At 68.2% G+C, this 19868-nt stretch carries 9 protein-coding genes; 7 read left to right on the top strand and 2 right to left on the bottom strand.

Annotated elements, in window-relative coordinates; translation table 11 throughout:
* The 3 genes from G5C50_RS26310 to G5C50_RS26300 form a co-directional block, all read left to right on the top strand.
* Positions 1 to 502: efflux RND transporter permease subunit (locus tag G5C50_RS26310; protein ID WP_165073955.1), on the top strand; the 502-nt coding region annotated here is incomplete at its 5' end.
* A gap of 447 nt (positions 503 to 949) precedes the next feature.
* Positions 950 to 2530, top strand: a complete 1581-nt coding sequence (locus tag G5C50_RS26305; protein WP_165073954.1) for a TolC family protein — start codon at positions 950 to 952, stop codon at positions 2528 to 2530.
* A 242-nt stretch (positions 2531 to 2772) separates the two neighbouring features.
* Positions 2773 to 3180 (top strand): response regulator, encoded by a 408-nt coding sequence (locus tag G5C50_RS26300; RefSeq protein WP_165073953.1) that lies wholly within the window; start codon positions 2773 to 2775, stop codon positions 3178 to 3180.
* Positions 3181 to 3182: 2 nt separating this feature from the next.
* Here G5C50_RS26300 and G5C50_RS26295 read toward each other — a convergent pair whose 3' ends face one another.
* Both G5C50_RS26295 and G5C50_RS26290 read right to left on the bottom strand, forming a co-directional pair.
* Positions 3183 to 4157: an ROK family protein gene (locus tag G5C50_RS26295; RefSeq protein ID WP_165073952.1), complete on the bottom strand. Its 975-nt coding sequence runs from the start codon at positions 4155 to 4157 to the stop codon at positions 3183 to 3185.
* Between the two features lie 4 nt (positions 4158 to 4161).
* Complete coding sequence (locus tag G5C50_RS26290; protein WP_165073951.1) at positions 4162 to 4788, bottom strand: SIS domain-containing protein; 627 nt, start codon at positions 4786 to 4788, stop codon at positions 4162 to 4164.
* A 131-nt stretch (positions 4789 to 4919) separates the two neighbouring features.
* On the opposite strand from G5C50_RS26290, the gene G5C50_RS26285 reads away from it, so the two are divergent.
* The 4 genes from G5C50_RS26285 (at position 4920) to G5C50_RS26270 (ending at position 19852) form a co-directional block, all read left to right on the top strand.
* Positions 4920 to 7127, top strand: coding sequence for a phospholipid carrier-dependent glycosyltransferase (locus G5C50_RS26285; RefSeq protein WP_240907371.1), 2208 nt, complete (start codon positions 4920 to 4922; stop codon positions 7125 to 7127).
* 138 nt (positions 7128 to 7265) lie between these two features.
* Positions 7266 to 9188, top strand: coding sequence for a hypothetical protein (locus tag G5C50_RS26280; protein ID WP_165073949.1), 1923 nt, complete (start codon positions 7266 to 7268; stop codon positions 9186 to 9188).
* 210 nt (positions 9189 to 9398) lie between these two features.
* A complete protein-coding gene (locus G5C50_RS26275) occupies positions 9399 to 12764 on the top strand; it encodes a hypothetical protein (RefSeq protein WP_165073948.1) in 3366 nt (1121 codons plus the stop codon).
* A gap of 5 nt (positions 12765 to 12769) precedes the next feature.
* Positions 12770 to 19852, top strand: coding sequence for a hypothetical protein (locus G5C50_RS26270; RefSeq protein ID WP_165073947.1), 7083 nt, complete (start codon positions 12770 to 12772; stop codon positions 19850 to 19852).
* Positions 19853 to 19868 lie beyond the last annotated feature (16 nt).

Raw genomic sequence — 19868 nt, 5'->3', positions numbered from 1 at the left:
GCTGGCGGTGATTTCGTCGCTGCCGGTGGGGTTGTTCGGCACGTTCTTCATGCTGAAGGTGATGGGGCTTGCGAACGACGTTTACGCTCAGATCGGTCTGGTCATGCTGGTGGGACTGCTGGGCAAGAACGCAATCTTGATCGTCGAGTTCGCCGTCCAGAGGCACCGCGAGGGCCTGAGTGTGCGGGACTCCGCGATCGAGGGCGGCAAGCTGCGATTCCGGCCGATTCTGATGACGTCGTTCGCGTTCATCGCGGGTCTGCTGCCGCTGGTGGTGGCGACCGGCCCCGGGGCCATCGGCAACCGGACCATCGGCACTGCGGCGGTCGGGGGCATGCTTGTGGGCACGGTGATCGGCGTCCTGGTGATCCCCGGTCTCTACTACCTGTTCGGGGTGATCGCGGACAAGGGGAAGCTCCTCGACGACGAGTCGGACGAGCCCGTCAGCGAACGGCTCTTGCACCCGGTCCCGCATCCGCACCTGGAGTCGGTCGCTGAATGATCCGAGGGAGCTTTCAAGCAAGGGTTGATTCGATGGACTGAAGCCGCAGGGCCTGTCTGGGACAGGCCCCGGCGGCCGTCTGTTTCGGGAAACGGATCGACCTTCCAACGACCGGGCCCTGATGTTGTGGGGGCCGGCATTCCGACTCGCAGTCCTTGGGATTGACGGTTTCATGAAAAACGACTAGACACCGAACTTCCAGATCGTCCGCGGGGCGATTCTCGCTCCAGAGCAGGGCTTTGATCACGAGTCCGCCCTGTCTCGCTTGCAACACCGCCGTTCACTCGACGAACCTCTCTATCGAGCGAGGAACGACAGCGCGCTAGATGGCTGAACGAGCACGATTCTCAGGACGAGAGTCGCGACTCCCGAGGAACGGTAGCCGTCCCGGCCTCGGCCGGCGGATGGCCGGATCCCTTCGTGGTGGAAATTACAAGGATGTACCGGATGAACCAGTCAGCAAGCTCGGCGACCACGAAGCATGAGAGGCGCGCCGGTGCAATTGCGTCGGCGATCCTCTGTGGCTTTCTGCTGGTTCTGCCGTCCTGCGGGATCCCGGATCGCCGTGAACCGATGCCGGGTCCGGATCTCCCGGAGAAGTTCGACGTCCGCAAGGCGAACGCGACGTCGGATCTGCCGGACGTCTTCGAGGCGTCGAGCGGGGACAACTCCGCTCAGGTTCAGATCGAAGAGTTCTACGGCGATCCCCTGCTGACGGGATTGATGCATCAGGCGGTCCTCGGAAACCAGGAGATGAGAGTCCTGGCCGAAGAGGTCCAGATCGCCAGCAACGAGATCTTCTCCCGCTCAGGGACGTACCTCCCCTTCCTCTTCCTCGGAGGCGGGGCGGGGACCGACAAGCCGAGCCTCTACACGCGGGCTGGAGCGGTCGACAGCACGCTCAACATCCTCCCCGGCGTTCCCATCCCCACGCCGTTGCCCGACTTCGTGATGGGCCCCACGTTCTTCTGGACGCCGGACATCTGGCGGCAGTTGCACAACGCCAGGGACGCGGCGGCGATGCGCTACTTCGCCACCGCGGAAGGGCGAAGCTTCTCCATGTCCCAACTGCTCGCCGAGATCGCCGACAACTATTACGAACTGATGGCGCTCGACAATCGGCTTGAGATTCTGGATCAGACCATCGCCCTTATGGAACAAAGCCTTGAAGTCGCCAAGGCCTTGAAGGAAGCCGCCCGAGGCACCGAGTTGGGCGTGCTCCGATTCTTGGCTGAGGTCCAGAAGAACCAGAGCGAGAAGCTGATCGTCAAACAGCAGATCATCGAGACCGAGAACCGGATCAACTTCCTCGTCGGTCGTTTTCCTCAGCCTGTCGAGCGCTCGACGGCCGACTTCATCGACCTGAGCCTGCACACGCTGGGAGTCGGGATTCCCTCGCAGCTCCTCCAGAACCGACCCGACATCCGTCAAGCCGAGCGTCAGATTGCGGCGACGGGGCTTGATGTGAAGGTCGCCCGGAAGGCCTTCTTGCCCGTCCTGACCGTCACCGCCGGCGTCGGATACGAGGCATTCAATCCGCGCTACATCCTTGTGACTCCCGAGGCGCTCATCGCCAACGTCGTCGGCAACATGATCGGCCCGCTCGTCAACAAGCGGGCGATTCAGGCCGACTTCATGAACGCGGACGCCCGACAGCTTCAGGCCCTCTACAACTATCAGCGCGTCGTCATCAACGCTTTCACGGAGATCGTCAACCGCCTGTCCAAGGTGGAGAACTACCGCGAGAGCATCGAGATCAAGAAGCACCAGCTGGAAGCGCTCGAAGGCTCTGTCGAGACGGCCAGCAAGCTGTTCCAGAACGCCCGCGCCGAGTACATGGACGTGCTGTTCGCCCAGAGGGACTTGCGAGACGCCAGAACGGTGCTTGTCGAAACGAAGCAGCAGCAACTGTCGGCCGTGGTTAACACCTATCAGGCCCTCGGCGGCGGCGCCTATTTGTCGCCCGTTCCTCCTCCCTCGACGCAGAAGGTTCACGATTTTGCGTTCCCCGGCCATGTGAAGCACTAAGCAGGGAATCGTGCGGCAAGGACGTTCCGGTCTGAAGCCTCCAGATTCAAGCAAGGTCCGAGCAGACGCCCTCTCGCTCGCGATTGTCAGGTGAACTGTCCGCGGATAAGATCTAGGGACAGGGAACAACGTCTCGTCGCACGCCTACACCATCGGCAGCCTTTCCTGCGCGGTCGATCAGCCCTTGAGAACGGGGGCTTTTCGGCTGCGCGGCGGCGGGTAGTCCCGATCGGAGGAGACTCGTGCATCAAGCTTCGGACGGCGGTACAGCGGGGACGGGCCTGAAGATCCTGATCGTCGACGACAACGTCGATGCGGCCGGCATGTTCGCCATGCTCTGCCGGATCGACGGCCATGAGGTTCGGACCGCCTTCAATGGAGCCGAGGGCCTCGTCGCCGCCGAGGAGTTCGCCCCCGAAGCCGTCTTCCTCGACATCAGCCTGCCCGACATGACCGGGTATCGCGTGGCCGAGGAAATGCGCCGGCTCCCCTTGCTGGACAAGGCGCTGTTCGTGGCGATGACCGGCTACGACGACGAGGAACACCAGGGGCGTTCCGAGCGGGCCGGCTTCAACCACCACGTCGTGAAGCCGGCGGATCACGCTTTCATCAAGCAAATCCTTGATGAAGCGGTCGCCTGCCGTCGTTGAGATCAGGATGAAGCCAGGGCGTCGCGCGCCAGCTCAATCGCTCCGTGGACGACGACTTCTTCACCGAGCGCCGCGGGGACGACGTCGAACGACCCACGGAACGGCTGGAACGCCTGGGAATTCACCCTCTCGCGGATCGGCCGGAACCAGAGTTCCTCTCCCATCAGGGGCACGCCGCCGCCGAGGATGATTCGCCTCGGCGCGAGCAGGGCGATCGCCTGGCAGAGCGCGAAGGCCATCGCCTGATGCGCCTGGGCGAGGACGTCGAGCGCTGTTTCATCGCCCTTCGCCGCGGCCCTTGCAACGTCGACCGCCGTGATCTGCCGCGGATCGCCGACGATCGACCACGAGCGGCCCTGCTCCGCGATTTCAACTGCCCGCCGTCGAGCGGCCCGACCGATGCCCCAGCCGGAGGCGACCGTTTCCAACTCCCGCATCTCCGGCCCGTTGGGGCCTTCGGCGGGGACGAGGAGATGCCCGATCTCTGCCGCGCCGCGACCGGCTCCTCGATAAATGCGCCCGTCGAGGATCAGAGCCCCGCCGATACCGCTGCCGATGGTCAGGTAGAGCAACGGCGAGACCCCCGCGCCCGCTCCCAACCGCGCCTCCGCCAGACCTGCGACGTCGGCGTCGTTGTGGACCGAGACGGCGGGGATGTTCAGGCTCGTCCTGACCCAATCGGCCAGAAGGAAGTCGGTCCAGCCTTCGACCTGGAACGAGGTCTCGATACGACCCGTCTCTGCGTCGACGGGGCCGCCGAAGCCGACGCCCGCGGCGCGGACGGCTCCTGGAGCCACGCCGGCCTCGGCGAGAAGCTCCGGGAACGCCTCCAGAATCTGGGTGAGAATCCCCTCGGCGCCGTTCTCCGGGACGATTCGCTCGCGCCGGAGGGCCTCGATCTCACCCGGTTTGCGGCCGAGTCCGAGTTGCAGCTTGGTGCCGCCGATTTCGACGCCGAGCAGCCAGGGATTGCTCATGGGATCAGGCGTGCGCCTTCGCGCCGTTGCTGCTGCGGGAGGCGGCCTCGTGTTTCGCCGTGAACCGGCGGTGGAGGTCGTCGATCATCCAGTGGAAGGCGACCTGGTGGATCGACTCGACGATCCCCATGTCGTCGATGCCGACGTGCAGGTTGTGCTTGCCGATCGCCTTCAGCTTGCCGCCACCGAAGCCCGTGAAGCCGACCGTCTCCAGGCCGTGGGCGTTGGCCCACTCGACGGCTCGCAGGATGTTGGGGCTGTTGCCCGAGCCCGAGATGGCGATCAGAACGTCGCCCGGCGAGGCCAGGTTCTTGAGCTGTTCGAGGAAGATCCGCTCATAGCCTTCATCGTTGGCCCAGGCCATGATGCCGGCCGTGTTGTCGGTCAGGCTGAGGACCTTCAGACGCTTCTGGTTCTCGAAATCGCAGAGCGTGCACTTGGCGAGGTCCTCGCAGAGGTGCGAGGCGTTCGCGCCCGAGCCGCCGTTGCCGATGATGAAGACGAACCGGCCGGCGTCATAGGCCCGTTCGATCACGTCGTTCACGTTCTCGACCGACCGGGCGTCGAGGGCGTCGATCTCGTCACGGACCCGCGACAGGTAGTCCCTGGCCGACAGCGTCTGTCCTAACATCTGCGCACTCCCTCTTCAGACACGGGCGATCCTTCTCCGCGCCGGGATCATAGCAGCCGGCTCGAAGCTGTGTAAAGTATAGTCTTCGCATAGGACTAGGACTCGGTTCCGAGGCGGCGTCGACGCGGATGATGATCGTTTGGCCCACCCTTGTCGGCGTCTTCGCAGCGGCTTTCGGCGCCTGGTCCGTCGCGCGGAGCGTGCTTCGTCAACCTCGTGGAACGCCGCGCGTTCTGGCGACGGCCCTGCTCGCCTGGGTCTGGATCACAGTTGGGACGCAACTGCTGGGGACGCTCGGTCTCTTGCAGCCGGCGGGACTCGTCGGCTGGTCGTTGCTAGGGGCAGGAGTTGGTCTGGCGGCGATGATGAGGCGTCAGACGGAGAGCGACGATCTCCCTCCCCCCGTCGAGCCGACGGGATGGGAAGGCTGGGTCGCGGTCGGCCTGCTCGTCTGGGCGGCTCTGACGCTCGGCCTGCCGTCGCTGCTTTACCCCGTGAAGGTGGTCAGCGACGGGCCGATCTATCATCTCTATTTTGCCGCGAGGTGGTGGAAGGCCGGGAAGCTGATCCTTGTCGCCTCGCCGTTCGGTGAGAGCGCGGCGACGTATTTCCCGGCCAACGGTGACCTCTGGTTCTCGTGGCTGATGACGACCTGGGGCGGCGATCGAATCGCGAAGCTCGGCCAGGCCCCGTTTCTGGCGATGGCCTGTCTGGCGGCCTTCGCCAGCGCCCGCGAGTTGGGGGCGAGCCGGACCTCAGCGCTCGTTGCGTCTTCGTTGTTTGGGACCTGCGCCCCGTTGATTCTCTTCTCGTTCGAGCCCAACGTCGACACGATCTTCGTCGCCGGTTACCTCACGGCCGCGTTTTTTTTCCTCCGCTATGCACTGGGCCGCGACGGCCTTGCCGCTCTCCTGCTTGGGGGGCTGGCGGCCGGCGAGGCCTTGGGGACGAAGTCGGTCGGCAACCTTTTCGTACCGCCGCTAATCGCCGTTGCATGCTGGGCGATCGTTCGACGCGAGCGAGCGGCGCGTCCTGTCCTGGTCGGGGGCGCGACGATCCTAGCGGGCCTCGCGGCGACCTCCGCGTTCTGGTTCGCGAGGAACGCTTTGCTGACCGGTAATCCGCTGTACCCACTGACGGTGAAACTCGGCGGTGCGACACTGCTGGCAGGGTGGTATGGGCCCGACGCGATGCGGTCAAGCATTTATCACCTGCCCGTCGGCGAGTGGCGGGCGCTGGGGGATATCCTTGTCGCGGTGTTCGACGCCCGAACGGTCCCGCTCTGGCTGGCGGCGATCCTGGGGTGTTGGGCGGTTGGGCGATCACGACGGCCGGGAGACGGCTGGGTTTGGGCGTTCGCGCTGGGGGCCGTGGTCAACATCGCCCTTTACTGGCTGTTCATCCCGTACCGGACGCAGCAGCGATTCATGCTCCAGGGCATCGGGCTCGCCGTCGTACCACTTGCTTTGCTCCTCGACCGTGCGCGTTGGCTGAGGTTGCTGGCGGTTGCGATCATGGCGGTGCATGTCATGACGCCCCAATCCTGGCCGTTCGGCCCAGGCGACGCCAACGTGCCGTGGGATCTGGATCCTCGAATTCCAAACGCCATGGGCTCGCTCGTTCCGCTGGTTGAACGAATGGGGAGGAGCATGCAGGGGGGTGGCGTGTCGGGGGTGATCGACCTTCTGGCGCCGGCCCTGGCGGCGGGACTGGCGGTCTACGCCTGGTCTCGATGGCAGCGGGGGCTTCGAGGGACGGTCGCCTGGACGGCCGCGCTCGTCGCGTTGGGGATCATGGTGGGAGTCGGTTGGTTGCGGATTTCGCCGTTCGCGGGCGATTCGCGGCTCCTGTTCTTCCCGAATTTCCCGGACTTCTATCGCGGTTGGACGGAGCTGGACGTGCGGTCGGGACCGGCCGGCTCGCGCGTGGCCTACGCAGGGACGAACATCCCGTACTACCTGATGGGGACGAACCTTCGAAACGAGGTGCGGTATGTGAACGTCGAGGGGCCGGCGGACTGGCTCATACACGACTTCCACCGTCGCGCTCTGGCCGAAGGACGCGGCGAATGGACCAACGCCCGGCCGGGCTGGGATCGCGAACGGCCGGACTTCAACGCCTGGCTGAAGAACCTCCGGGCTGAGGGCGTGCAACTCCTGGTCGTCACGAAGGTCAACCCCGGCGAGGGCTCGCACAACGTCGCCGACGCCCAGGGCTTCCCCGTCGAACGGGGCTGGGCGGACTCCCACCCAGACGTCTTCGAGCCCCTTTACGGTCCTCGCGAGGGCGATCCCTGGTTCCGGCTCTACCGGGTGCGGCCGGGGGCCGGGCGAGGCTGATCGTCGCCCCGAGGATTTTTTTGAGAATCTCGCACGGATCCCTCGCCGGCCCCCCACTCATATCGGTGAGCGGCGATCCGCGACGCCTCCGACTGTCGACGGAGACGAGCGGTCCCGGGGACTCCGAGGGATGTAGCGATGCGATTGACCCTGAGGACGCTCCTGGCCTGGCTGGACGACACGCTGCCGCCGGTGCAGGTGCGGGAGATCGGCAAGCAGGTCGGGAGCAGCCCCCTGGCGCAGGAGTTGGTTCAGCGGATTCACCGCGTCACCCGCCAGCGCCGGCTGACCGTGCCAAGCAAGAGCGGGCCCGACGCAACCGACCCGAACCTCGTCGCCAGTTATCTGGACAACGACCTCAACGCCGAACAGGTGGCTGAGTACGAGAAAAAGTGCCTCACGTCGGACGTCAACCTCGCGGAAGCGGCCAGCGTCCACCAGATTCTCAGCCTGCTCGGTCAGCGGGTGCAGGTTCCGCTGGAAGCCAAGGCCCGGATGTACACCCTGGTCAAGGGGAGAGAATCCCACCCGATCCATCATCCCGCCGAGGCTGCTGCCGCAACTCCTGATCCGCGCAACCAGCCGATCGTGCCCTGGGTGGTTCAGACCCCCCCGTCGCGGCATTGGCTCGAACAGTTCGGCCCGCTCGCCGCGTGCCTGGGCCTGGTCGGCGTTTTGTCCTGGGCTGCCTACGAGAGCCTCAAGCCGGATGCTCCCGGAGATGCTTTAACGAGCCAGACCGTCCCCGCCCGCGCCGGCGGTGTTCCGGGGGCTGGCCGATCTTCCCCGAAGGCCCAGCCGCCGGTCGTCGCGGCGGCCGAACCGCCACCCGTCGCCCCCGTCTTGCCCGCGAACGTGATGGAGGATGATGAGCCGGAACCGGCCCCTGAGCCTCCGGCCGAACCCAAGCCGGCGGAAGTCGCGCCGAAGCCGGTTGCCGTCGAAGTTCCCGCCGGAGCGGCCGGCGCTGTGGGCCGCGTCGAGGGGATGCTCCTTCGCTATGACGGCGACAAGCGTGAATGGGTCGCAATCAAACAGGGCGACGTCATCCGAAGCGGCGACCGAGTGATGTCTCCGCCGTCCTCGTTCTGCCGGCTAGGCTCGACGGGAGGCGCGTTCGTCGTGTTGGAGGACTCCGAGGTCAAGCTCTCCGACCCGGCGGCCGACGGCGGCGCTAATCTGGAGTTGGTGCGCGGCCGGATCGTGGCCGAGCCCTCTTCTTCCGCGCGGCCGTTGCACCTGACCTTCCAGGGACAGACCCTCGACCTGGATCTGCCCGCCGACCTGGCGGTCGGTTTTGAGTCGACTGGGCGCTGGTCTTACGGCGCCGTCGATCCCGCGGGCCCTCCTCTGATCGTCCACATCGGACCGGGGGGCGAGGTGTCGCTGAAGGGGATCAAGGCCAAGGAGACCGTCAAGGGGCCGGCGACCGTTCGAGTCACCCCCGCCGGCGTGATCGAGCCGGTCAAGGACGCTCCCACGCCGGAGTGGCTGGCGAGCCCGCCGTCCTCAGCCGAGTTGACCGCGCTTCGGGAGAAGTACCTGAAGGAGTTCGCAACCGATCGCCCGGTCCTTGCCGACGTCGTCGCGGCGACGGAAAGCACCGACGTCGACGTCAAAAAGATGGCCATCGCCGCGCTCCGGGGGCTGGGCGACCTCTCGCTGCTGACTCCGGTGCTTGACCGCCGCGACGACCCCGCTGGCCGTCAGGCCGCCATCGCGGCGATCCGCGAGGAACTGGCCTCCGGCGAGGCTGCCGCCCGTCGGGCCTGGGATCAGCTTCAGCTCGACTTCGGCGATACCAACCGCACCCGGTTGGCCAAACTCCTGGCGGGCTACTCGGCGGAAGACGCGGCACGACCGGAGACGATGGAACAACTCGTCGATTCGCTCTCCCCGCGCGAGGAGTCGCTGGCCGTCCGCGAGTTGGCCATCGACAACCTCAAGCGACTGACCCATCGCGATACGCCGGCCTACGACGCCGATCATCCCGAACAAGGCTACGCCGCCTGGCGTAAACTCCTTGACGACGGTCAGCTCAAGCCGGCCGCCGGCAAATAGCCCCAACCCGAGGTTTCGGCCCTCGTTTCAGGCGAGGGCCGCGACCTTGCGTTTTCTGGAACGAGGGCGGGCTGCGTGTTATATTCCAGTCGCGGCGACGTGCGCGTCGCTGTCCCGTCGCGTCCGATCCGGGGCGTCCCGATCAGGGCCCCCGACGGTTCGTTCCTCGTAGTGGCCTATCCGTTGAGTGCATCGGCATCGTCGGCCAAATTGAGCGCGCGCATCAGGTTCGTCATCGCCCTCTGGGTGATGACGGCGACCGGCTCGTTTGCGTTCGCGCAGCAGCCGCCTTCTCCTCCCCCCAGCCCCGCTGGCGCCGAGAAGCCGCCCCGGCGGTGGCCCAAGGAAGTGGTCGTCCTTGAAGGGGCGGCCGACGCCGCCGAGTTCTGGAAGAAGCTGGACGCTCCTGACTGGATCGTCGCTCGGCCCGCGGCAGGGCGAGCGGAAGCCGGCACGGCCGTCGAGGTCGCGCCGATCATCGACGCCGTGCACGTCAAGGGGACGGTCGAGGGAGAAGACGCTCGGGTCGAACTGGCGATCGATTGCACGCTCGTCGCCGAGGGGCCCGTCTGGGTCCCGCTGAAGATCGACGTCCCGGTCGTACTCTCCGCCCGTGAGGGAGATCGGGAGGTCCGGCTGCAACGACGCGTCGAGGGCGGTTCCTGGGAGGCGTGGTTGGAGGGCGTCGGCTCGCATCGGCTGCGGATCCGAGCGACCGTCCCGATTCGGGTTGGGGCCGAGCGAAGGACGCTCGAGTTGGCGATCCCCGAAGCTCCCGCCACCTCCTTCGACCTGATCCTGCCCCGCCGTTCCATTGACGTGGATCTCGGTCGGGGCGAACCGCCCGTCGCGCCTTCGGCCGTCGAAGGGGGCGAGGGGGTTCGAGTCGCCGCGCACGTCCGCCCGCACTCGCCCCTGGTGGTTAGTTGGAACGAGGAGGCCGGCGGCCCTCGCGCGGCGCCGTTGCTTTCGGCCCAGATTGAGATGGCCGTCGACGTTGATTCCGAAGGCGTCGCGGTCCGTTCCTCGTGGGCGATCTCCTGCGCCCGGGGAATTGCCCGCAGCCTTCAGATCCGGCTCCACGACGACGAGACGGTGACCCGGCTTCAGCTCAACGAGCAGTACCCGACTCCGAGCGTGGACCACGCCGGCGGCGGGAACCTTCTGACGATCCCCCTCGCCGAGCCGATGAGGCCTGGCGAGCCGTCGCGACGGCTCGTTCTGGAGACCCGGCGGCCGACCATCGGCTCGAAGGTGCTCGATCTATCGGGGTATCCGCTGGCTGACGCCGGCGAGCAGACGGGATTCATTGGCGCGACTCACGGCCCGAACCTCTTCGTGAACGTACTCAAGTCGCAGGGGGTTCGTCGGATCGACCCGCGCGATCTCCCCACGGCGCTGAAGGGCAAACCCGGTACGACGCTGGCTCTGCAGTTTCTCGAACAACCGTTCGCCCTGTCGCTTGGGGTGGAGGAATCGCCGCCGCTGTATCGGGCGGACGTCTCGGCGCGGCTCTTTCTGGAGCCGGACGGCGTGAGGAACGATACGACGCTGGAAATCCGCTGGGTCCGGGGGAGCCTTTTCGAAATCGACGTGGCCGTGCCGCCGGATCTGAAGGTTGTCTCGGTCGGCCCTCCTGAGTTGGTGGAAACGGTGACGCCTCCCCAGCCGAGCACTGCGGCCGGCGAGGAACGTGTGCTAAGGGTCCGTCTGACGCCTCAGGCGCGTGACCGCCGACCATTCGTTTTGAAGCTCACGGGCCGGCAGCCCGCCCCGACCCCCGGCGACGTCCGCCTGGGCCTGTTCGCCCCGCGCGGGGCCGTCGCCACGACGGCCGTCTACGCCGTGAACGCTGGTCGCGAGGTCGCTCTGGAGCCGGTTGACGAATCGCTCGTACGGGACACGGCCGCCGAATCTCCCCCCGCGCAGACCGACGCCGCTGGAACGCCGACACTTAGCCTTCGCAGCGGTCGCAACCCAACGACGTTGGATCTTCGCCTGGAGCGTCGGACTCGTGAAGTCCGCCGTGAGACGAGGCTTTTCGCGAGGGTCTCCAGACGGGGCGTGGAACTCCGTCAGGAAACCCACCTTCGCGTGCGCCACGGGGCCGTCGCTGCGCTCGACGTCGTGGTTCCGGCGGGGGTCTCGAGTCGCTGGGAGGCTTCCGACGGACAGAAGCCGATCCGCACTGAAGATCTCGACGGACCCGTCGACGGTCCAAGACGGTCGCGGCTGTTGCTTGACCGACCCATCGTGGACTCCGCCACACTCACGTTTCAGTTCCGGCTGCCGTTCGCACGTCCACTCGACGATTCCTCGCCCACCGCGTTGAAGATCCCCTGGCTGACGGTCGAGCCCGGTCAGCCTGGGCCTTGCCTCGTCGAACTGGCGATCGATCCCGACGTGGAGGTGGTCGTCGCCGATCCCGCCTGGACGAAGCAGGACGAAACACCGGAAGTGCGGGCCTTCCGCCTGGAACGCGACGACGCCGACGACGGTTTGGCGGCCTCCGCGAGGATGGTGGAGGCTGTCCCGCTGCCCCTCGTGGTGGCACCTCGAGCTTTCATCCGGTCGTCGCTCGATGCCGGCGGCGATCTCCGCGTTCGCGCCTGGTACGCCGTCGAGTCGCACCCGGCGACGCTCACCGTCGCGCTGCCGAGCGGCGCCCGATGGCTCCGCGCCCGGATCGACGGACGAGCCGTGGACCGGATCGACGCCGGAGGCGATGGGGCGACGAGTCGGATCGACCTGCCGTCCGACGCCGTGAGCCGCCCCGTCCTGCTCGACCTGGAATACCACGCCCCGGCCGCCGCCGTGGGACGGTCCTGGGCGCCTCCCGCCTTGCTTGACGGTGCGGAAGTGCTTCAGACGTACTGGCTGGCTGAGTTCCCCTCGGGGTTTGTCGCGGCTGGTCCTCCTCGGGGCTGGGCCGACGAGAATCGATGGGGATGGGACCTGTATTCGTGGACCCGTCGCCCGGTTGCCGGCGCGGCGAAGCTGGCGGCCTGGGCGGCCGGCCCCTCGCCTCCTCCCGGCGTCCTCGACGACGCGCTCGACGCCGATGACGCGGTCCGCGGCGTCCTTTTCAGCCGGACGGGGCCGCCGACGCCGCTGAGCCTCTGGGTCGTCTCGCGCCTTTGGGCTCTGATCGGAGGCTCGACGCTGAGCTTGCTGGCGGTTCTGGGTTTGGCCTATTTTCCCAAGGCCGCTCCCTGGATCGTCGGCGGAGCTGTGGCGGCAGGTCTGGCCGCCGTGCTGCTGCTCCCCTTCGCAGCCCCCGCGCTCGCTGTGCAGGTGGTTGCAATCGGCCTCGGAATGGGGCTGCTCGCCCTACGGCTGCGCCCTCGCGAATCTCGCGAGACCACCGCGCCGACCTCGGGGAGGACTGGTTCTACCTCGGGAGTCGCCGTCGATTCGTCGCGTCGGTCTTCGCTGGGCGTGGGCTCGGACGAGTCGACGGCCATCCGAGTGCGAACGACGTCGACCACGGACTACCTCACTCTCCCTCCCGCTCCGGAACGCGATGCCGACGCTCCTGTCAGCTCGCGCAGGGAGAGCGGTCTGAGAACGGATTGACCCCCATGCGGCGCTTCATCCTGCTCGTGGTCGGGGCGGGGCTGATCCTCGCGGCTCCGACCATCGCCGGCGAGGGAGCGGACGGCGTAATCCGCGTTCGGATCCCCTCGAAGATGGTCGCCGGCCAGTTCCCGCCCGACACGCCGCTGCGCGTCCTTGCGCCCGAGGCCTTTGATGCGCTCGTCGATCAGGTCGATGCGAGGGATCGCCAGCGAGCCCAGGGGGGGCCGCGCCTGATCCGCGCCCGGCATTCGGCCCGATTCGCCGACGGGCTGCTGACGGGGCGTTCCGAGTTGGCGCTCTCAATCCCTCCAGGACGATCGACGATCCCGCTGGAGCCCTGGACGCCGGCCATCCTCAACGGGCGAGGGGAACGAGTCTCGGTCGTCGCGGCGCCTTCAGGTCGGGCCTTTCTGCGGATCGAACCCGACGCCGGAAACGAAGGGGACGGCCAGAAGGTCGTCACCCTCGAATGGGAGCTTCGCGCGCGACCCGATTCGCGCGGTCGGATCTTCGCACTCGCCCTTCCCGGCGATGAGACGACGAGCCTGACCCTGGACGTCCCCAAGGGTTGGGAACCGTCTGGAGCAGCCGCCCGCCGCGACGGGCCGACCTCCGGCGAGGGCGTCGACCGTGAGGTCTGGCGATTCTCCGGGCGGATCGGCGTCTCCGACCTACGGTTGACCAACCGGGGCGAGACCCGCGATCCCCGAGAGGCCCCTCGAATCTGGGTCGGAGGCGCGACGCGGATCGATCTCGACGCCAACGCGCGAAGCGCGGGGAAGCCGGCGAACTGGACGATGGACTGGACGCTTCAGGCCGACGAACCTCGGGCCGGCTCGTTCACGGTCCAACTGGATCCGGGTCTGGAATTGCTGGGCGTCGAGGGACCGTCCGTCCGCGAGTTCCACGTCCAGGAGGGCGCGCCGGACCGCGTGGTGGTCACGCTCTCCGGGGCGACGGCGGCGCCGACCCCCGTGCGGTTTCTGGCGCACACTCGGGTCCCGGCCGAAGGCGTCTGGTCCGCGCCGGCGATCCGTCCCCTCCCGCCGTTGACCTGGACGGGAGGGACGACGACGATCGTGCTCGACGAACGGCACGTCGTCCGCGACTGCCGCGAACGCGACGGCCGACGCATTCCGACTCCACCGGGAGAACCGGCCCTTTCGGCGACTGTGTTGGCCTTCGAGGCCGTTGGGCCGGGATCGGTCGCCGATCTGACGTTCCGACCGTCGATGCTGGAGACGGTCGCCGCCGTTCGCGGTCGGCTGCTGCTCCGCGAATCCACGGCGCGAATCGAGTGCGAGGTCTCCGGGCTGGGAGTCGCAGGCACGGCCTCCGAACACGAGCTGGAGATTCCCGCGGGATGGGCCGTCGACCGAATCGAGATCTCCGGGATCGAGGAGCCGACCCCCTGGAACCAATCGTCGCGCGGGGATGGATCTTCACTGCTGCGCGTCCTGGTCCCGGCCTCGGAGGTTTCTCCGATGGGCCGCACGCTTCTGATCGGTGCGGCTTTCACGAAGCCCTCTGTCTTTCCCGGCACGTTTCGGCTTCCCCGGATCCGGCCTGCACGAGGGCGGCTCCAGGACGAAGCCTGGGTCGCGTTGGCGACGAGCCGGATCCAGATGGAGCCGGGCGATGTTCAGGGCCTCGCATGGATCGACCCGTCTCAGACGCCCGGGTTGATGGTCGCGGCGACATCGGCGACGGCATCGGCGACCGCTGACCTGGCGCCGGTTCTCGCCTGGCGCTGGACGTCGACCGACGCCGCCGCCGTCGAGGTCCAGACCCGACTCGCGACGCCGATCCCGGCGGGCTGGATCCACGTTCGGGCCCGAATCGAGGAAGACGGCCGTCGGCTGGCCCTGCTTGGACGGGCGACGATCACGTCGCCGGACGCGGGCACGACGGTTCCGATTCGGCTCTGGATTGAGGGGAAGGCTGCGGATCTCTCCTCCTGGACCTTCTACGATGCGGCGACGGGCCGACGCGCCGCCCCGACCATCCTTGCAGAGGAGGATCGACGCCGACTGGAATTCCCGGACGAGGGGCAGGCACTGGAACTTTCTGTGGAGCCCGGCGCGGGCGGCCGAGCGGCTGTGGATTTCCGGGCCGCGTTCCCCTGGGAGGGCCGCGGGAGAGTCCCCCTGCCGGCGTTGCCCCCCTCTCATGCGCCGGTCGGCGTGATCGTCGTCGAGACCCCGAGAGCGGTGCGGTCGCTCGTCGAAGGTCAGGGGCTCAGTCGCGTCGAGGCCTCGCTGGCCGATCGCCTCGCCCCGGGGCCCGACCCGACGATCGAGCGTTCCGGCCGGTCGACGAGCCAGGCCGTCCAGGCGCTGACTTACGCCGAGACTCACCCACGGCTGGAACTGACGACCGAGCGGCTGACTCCCGCGGCCGTTACAGGACTGATCCGCGACGCTCTGCTAACCACCCAGGCGTTTCCCGATGGTCGCTCGCTTAACCGTCTGCGATTGCTGGCGGCCGTCGATCAGACCGAGGCGCTGACCTTTCAACTCCCTCCCGGCGCGGTCCTCGCCGCGGCGAGAGTCGACGGCCGACCCGCAACGCCGGGTGTGGAGGACGGCCGGACGGTGATCCCCCTCTTTCAGGCCTCGAACGAGCGCACGCGTTCGATCGAGCTGGATTACCGCGTCGAGCCGGCTGGATCGGCGGAGCGACGCCGGGTTCAGCCGGCGGTTCCGGATTTCGGCGTTCCCTGTCTCTCGTTCGCCTGGGATCTCTCGCTGCCGGCTGGCCAGGTCGTGGACGAAGCGGGCCCCGGCTTCGTCGTCGACGCCGCCGAGCCGCGCGTCGCCTGGCCCTTCGGCTCGCTGGGGATCCCCCGCCGCCGTTGGCCCGGCGAGCGGCCCGTCTGGCGGGCGCCCCGCGAGGACGCCCTCCGGCGTCTCGACGACCTGCTCGGAGATCCGCCGATCGACGAGTTGACGTTCGCCGAGGTCTTCATGCGCTGGGACTCCGCCGGCGCTCCCATCGTGATCGACCGTGCGGCGCTGGCCGCCGAGGGGCTCGGCCCTCGGTCGAGGTGTCTCCCCCCTCCTCGACAGCCTGGCTCGAATCAGCGGCCGATGCAGACGCTGCAACAACACGACCTGACGATGGCCCTGGTAGACGACGCCCTGCTCGTCACGTCGCGTCGGGCTTCGGCTGCGTCGTCCGATTTCTCCGACTGGCGGCCCTCGTTGGCCGAGGCCGTTATGTGGGGGGCGGACGCGACCGATCGCTTCCAGTCCGTCGGCCGTTGGCGGGGCGAGCCCTCCACCTCCGAGGCGCCCTCCAGTCGGCTGGGCCGAGCCCCGGGCTGGTCGACGTGGCGGCTCTCCGCGACCTCCTGGCCCGATCCCGAAGCCGCAGTCGCCACGGCCGACGCCGCCTCGCTCGCGACGCTGGGATGGGCCCTGGCGCTGGTGATCTTCGTGATCGGGATGCGCCGGGTCGTCTCGGCTCGGCGCGGTCTGATCGCGCCGCTGACGCTGATGATTGCGATGGTCGTCGTACACGATGGGTTGACCAGAGTCCCCGCCGCCATCACGGCCGGGCCGTTCGTCGGGGCCTTCGCCGTTTTGCTCGTCAGGCTGGGGCGCCTTCTCCGCGAGACCCTGTTTCGACCGATCCGGCCGCCGGGGACTCCGTCAGGGAGGCAGCGGACCTTTCTGGGGCGACGGGGCATGCGCCTGGCGGCCTGGACTCTGGCTGCCGCCTGGTTGTCTCAGGCCGCCGCCCAACAGGCCGGCGGCCCCGTCGAGCCGATCCGCGCACTGATCCCTTACGACGGGGAGTTCGACCCTGCGGCTTCGCCCTCGCGAGTCGTCCTTCGGGAAGCCGACTACAAGAGCCTCCTCGATCGCGCCCGACCGCTCCCGTCCGCGGCGGCGACCGAGCAAGGGCCGTCGATCCTCTCCGCCGAACACCGCGTCACGCGCGGCGAGGGGCGGGAACTGGTGATCATCAGTGAGTACGAGGTGCAGGCGGAGCCGGGGTTCACGCGATTTGAGTTCCCTGTCGGCGACGCTCACGACCTCGAAGCCTTTCTTGACGACCGTCGTGCGCCGGTGATCGTCGCGGCCGGAGGAGAGTCTGCGACAGTGCTGGTCCCCGCCGACAAGACGAGCCGGCTGCGGCTGCGTCGGCTAACTTCGCCACTCCGCGACGGCGGCGTGGAGGCGATCGACCTTCGGATCAACGCAGCGCCCGCGGCCCGCCTGAGCTTGGAGCAACCGCTGGGCGCCCGTCAGCGGATCGTTGCGCGGGGCCGCGTCGTCGCCGGCGAGGATCAGACGATCAAGGCCGTCCTTGGGCCGGTCGACCGGATCAGCGTGGGCTGGAACGCTGGCGACCAGGACGTCGATCAGGCTGCGGCGACCGTCGAAAGTCTGATGCTCTGGGACCTGGATCCGGCCGGCGAACGCGTTCGTGCTCGACTCACCTACCGCCCTCGACGGCGGATCTCAACGATCCGGGTCGCCCTGGAGCCGGGGCTGGTGCCGCGGTCGGTGCAGATCCCGGGGCTGGTCGACTCCTCCTGGGGAGGGACGCCCCAAAACCCCGAGTGGATTGCGCGCATCGACCCGCCGATCACCGAACGGACGACCGTCGCCCTGGACTTCTGGCGCCCCCTTCGCGGCGGCGATCCCGGGGGTGCGGCGACTCGCCGATTCCCGCGCGTGGAGCCCCTGGGCGTGGACCGCGAATCCGGGCTGCTGGCCGTTCGCCGCCCTGGCCACTGGACGGGTCGCCTGGAGCCCGCGCTCGACTCCGAGCCGGTCGGCGACGAGACCTTCGTCCGAGCCTGGGGAACGCTCCCCGACGATCCGCTCACCTTCGCCGGAACGCTTCGGCTGAGCGCGAAGGACGTCGTCGAGTTCCGCACGGGGCCCTCGCCCACGCGCTATCGCCGACGAGTCGCGACCCGCCTCCAGGTCGACTCCGGCCGAGTCGACTGTCAGTTCGACGTGGAACTGTCCGAGATCAGCGGCCTGCTCGACAAGGTCGACCTTGAACTTCCCCGTGAGCTGATCGTCCTGGACGTTGAGTCGGCGGGGATGACCGACTGGAGCCGTCGCGACGAGGGGCCGCTTCAACTGCGGTTCGATCGGATCGACCTGAAGTCTCGTCGCACGATTCAGGTCCGCGGCTGGATTCCCGTTCCTCAACTCGCCGCCGCGTCAGGACTCCGCCGGCATCGACTCCGGCTCCCCTGGGTCGATGCGTTCGAGGGGCGCGGGGCGGGCGGGTCGCTGGAGGTCCTCTCACGCGGAGGCGTTGATCTGGCGACTGATTCGGGCGTTTCGCTTCTCACGTCCGGGCAGGCCGAAACCGGGGCTGTTCCCAACGGCCCCTGGACTCGGCAGACGTACCGCGTCGACGATCCTGGGCACGCAGGGGAGCTGCGCTGGGCGCCGCAGCCGCCTCGCGTCAACGTGACGATCGGCAGCCAGTTGACCGTTCATCCCGATTCGGCTGAGTGGGTGGCGGTCCTCCGCTACGAGGTCGCCGGCGGCCCGCTGGAGGCGATCCATCTCAAGTTGCCGACCATGTGGAACGCCTCAGCACAGATTCAGCTCGCAGGGCAGGAGTTTCAGCCCACGACCGAGTCGCGGGATTCCTCGACGTACTGGACGATCATCCCGGGGCGACCGATCTGGGGGGCTCAACGGCTGGTGCTGCGGTCTCGAACGGCGATCACCCCAGGCCGCGAGGTCGTTTTTCCGGAGATCGTTCCACTAGGTCGGGGATTCGTCGACTCCTCGCTCGCGCTGGTGTTCGCCACGGCGACTCTCCCCGCCACATCGGGATCGGCGGGGCTCCGTGAGATCTCGTACGCGAGCCGGTTTCAGGACGACGAGTTCGGCGCTTCGGTGGACCTTCCCGCGAGGGCGTATCACGTCGAACGTCGCGAAGGCTGGATGCTCGCCGTTCAGCCGCCCGCCGAGGAGGCCGGAGCCGGCTCGCTCGACGCCGCGGCTCGGGCGCGGTCGGCTGAGGTGTCTTATGTCCTGGGCGGGGGCGGACCGGCGCTGGGGACGGCCTCGTTCCAGGTCGAGCCGCGCTCCGGAAGGTTTCTGACCGTCGCGCCGCCGGAGGGGGGGCGTTTGCTGAGGGCTTCGGTCGATGGGGCAGCCGTCGTTCCGCTGCTCGACGCAGAGTCGCGATGGACCATCCCAATGGGGGCCGACGCCGCCGGGATCGTCGGGTTGACCTGGATGATGGACCGGCGGGCGCTGGATGGGACGGCGTCGACCTCGCTGGCCGTCCCTCGCGTCGGCGATGGTCGGACGCCGGCCCTGGTGGCGGTCTACGCGCCGCCGGGGAGGACGGTCCGGCCGTCGGCCGCCGGACTGGAGGCCGTCGGATCGGAGCGGCTTCAGCTTGATCGAGCCGACCGGATCGGGCGTCGGATCTTCGACCTCATCGCCGTGATGGACCGGGGCTCAGGCGCCGATCGGGAGCGGCTGTCATCGCTCCTGATCGACCACGAGTCGGCACTCCGCGAGGCCGAGCACGCGCTGCTGGCCGCATTGCGGAGCCCCGACCTGGCTCGCCGCGAGCGGGCGGCGAGGGATCTGGAAGTGGTCAATGCGTCGCGGGTTCAGATGGCCGAGGCGCTCCGGCCCACCGGTCTAGATGAGCCGATCGCCGCGGCCCGTGACTACCTAGGACTGGAGCGGCCCGAGGAGGCCTCTCCCGGGCCGTCCGTTCCCGAACAGACCGACCGCGAGCGGATCCGGCGGCTGGGGCGGCCCACGTTCTTCGCCGGCCCTTCGCCTGGCCTGGCCGATCCGCCGTTCCGCCTGGAGGCTGTCGACGATCCATCGGGCGAGCCCGCCGTGCTAACCGAAAGCCGGGCGCGTTCGCTCCTGCTGCTCGCTCTGCTGCTCGGCCTGGGTCTGGCTGGCCTGACCTCGGCGCGGCGGATCGGAGCGCAGAGCCTCATCGCCGCGGCGAGCCTCTCGTTGGCCGCGGTGGCGGGCGGGCCGCTCGCCTTGATCGGCTGCGGGCTGGCGCTGGCGGCCGGCTGGGCCACCAAAGGACCAGGCCCCCGCGAGAGCGTCGCGGGGGCCTGAGCGAAGGTTTCGAATC

The organism is Paludisphaera rhizosphaerae (genome assembly GCF_011065895.1).
GTDB classification, from domain to species: Bacteria; Planctomycetota; Planctomycetia; order Isosphaerales; family Isosphaeraceae; genus Paludisphaera; species Paludisphaera rhizosphaerae.
The sequence above is the reverse complement of the archived record's forward strand: the minus strand, read 5'-3'. Positions and strand labels throughout refer to the sequence as shown.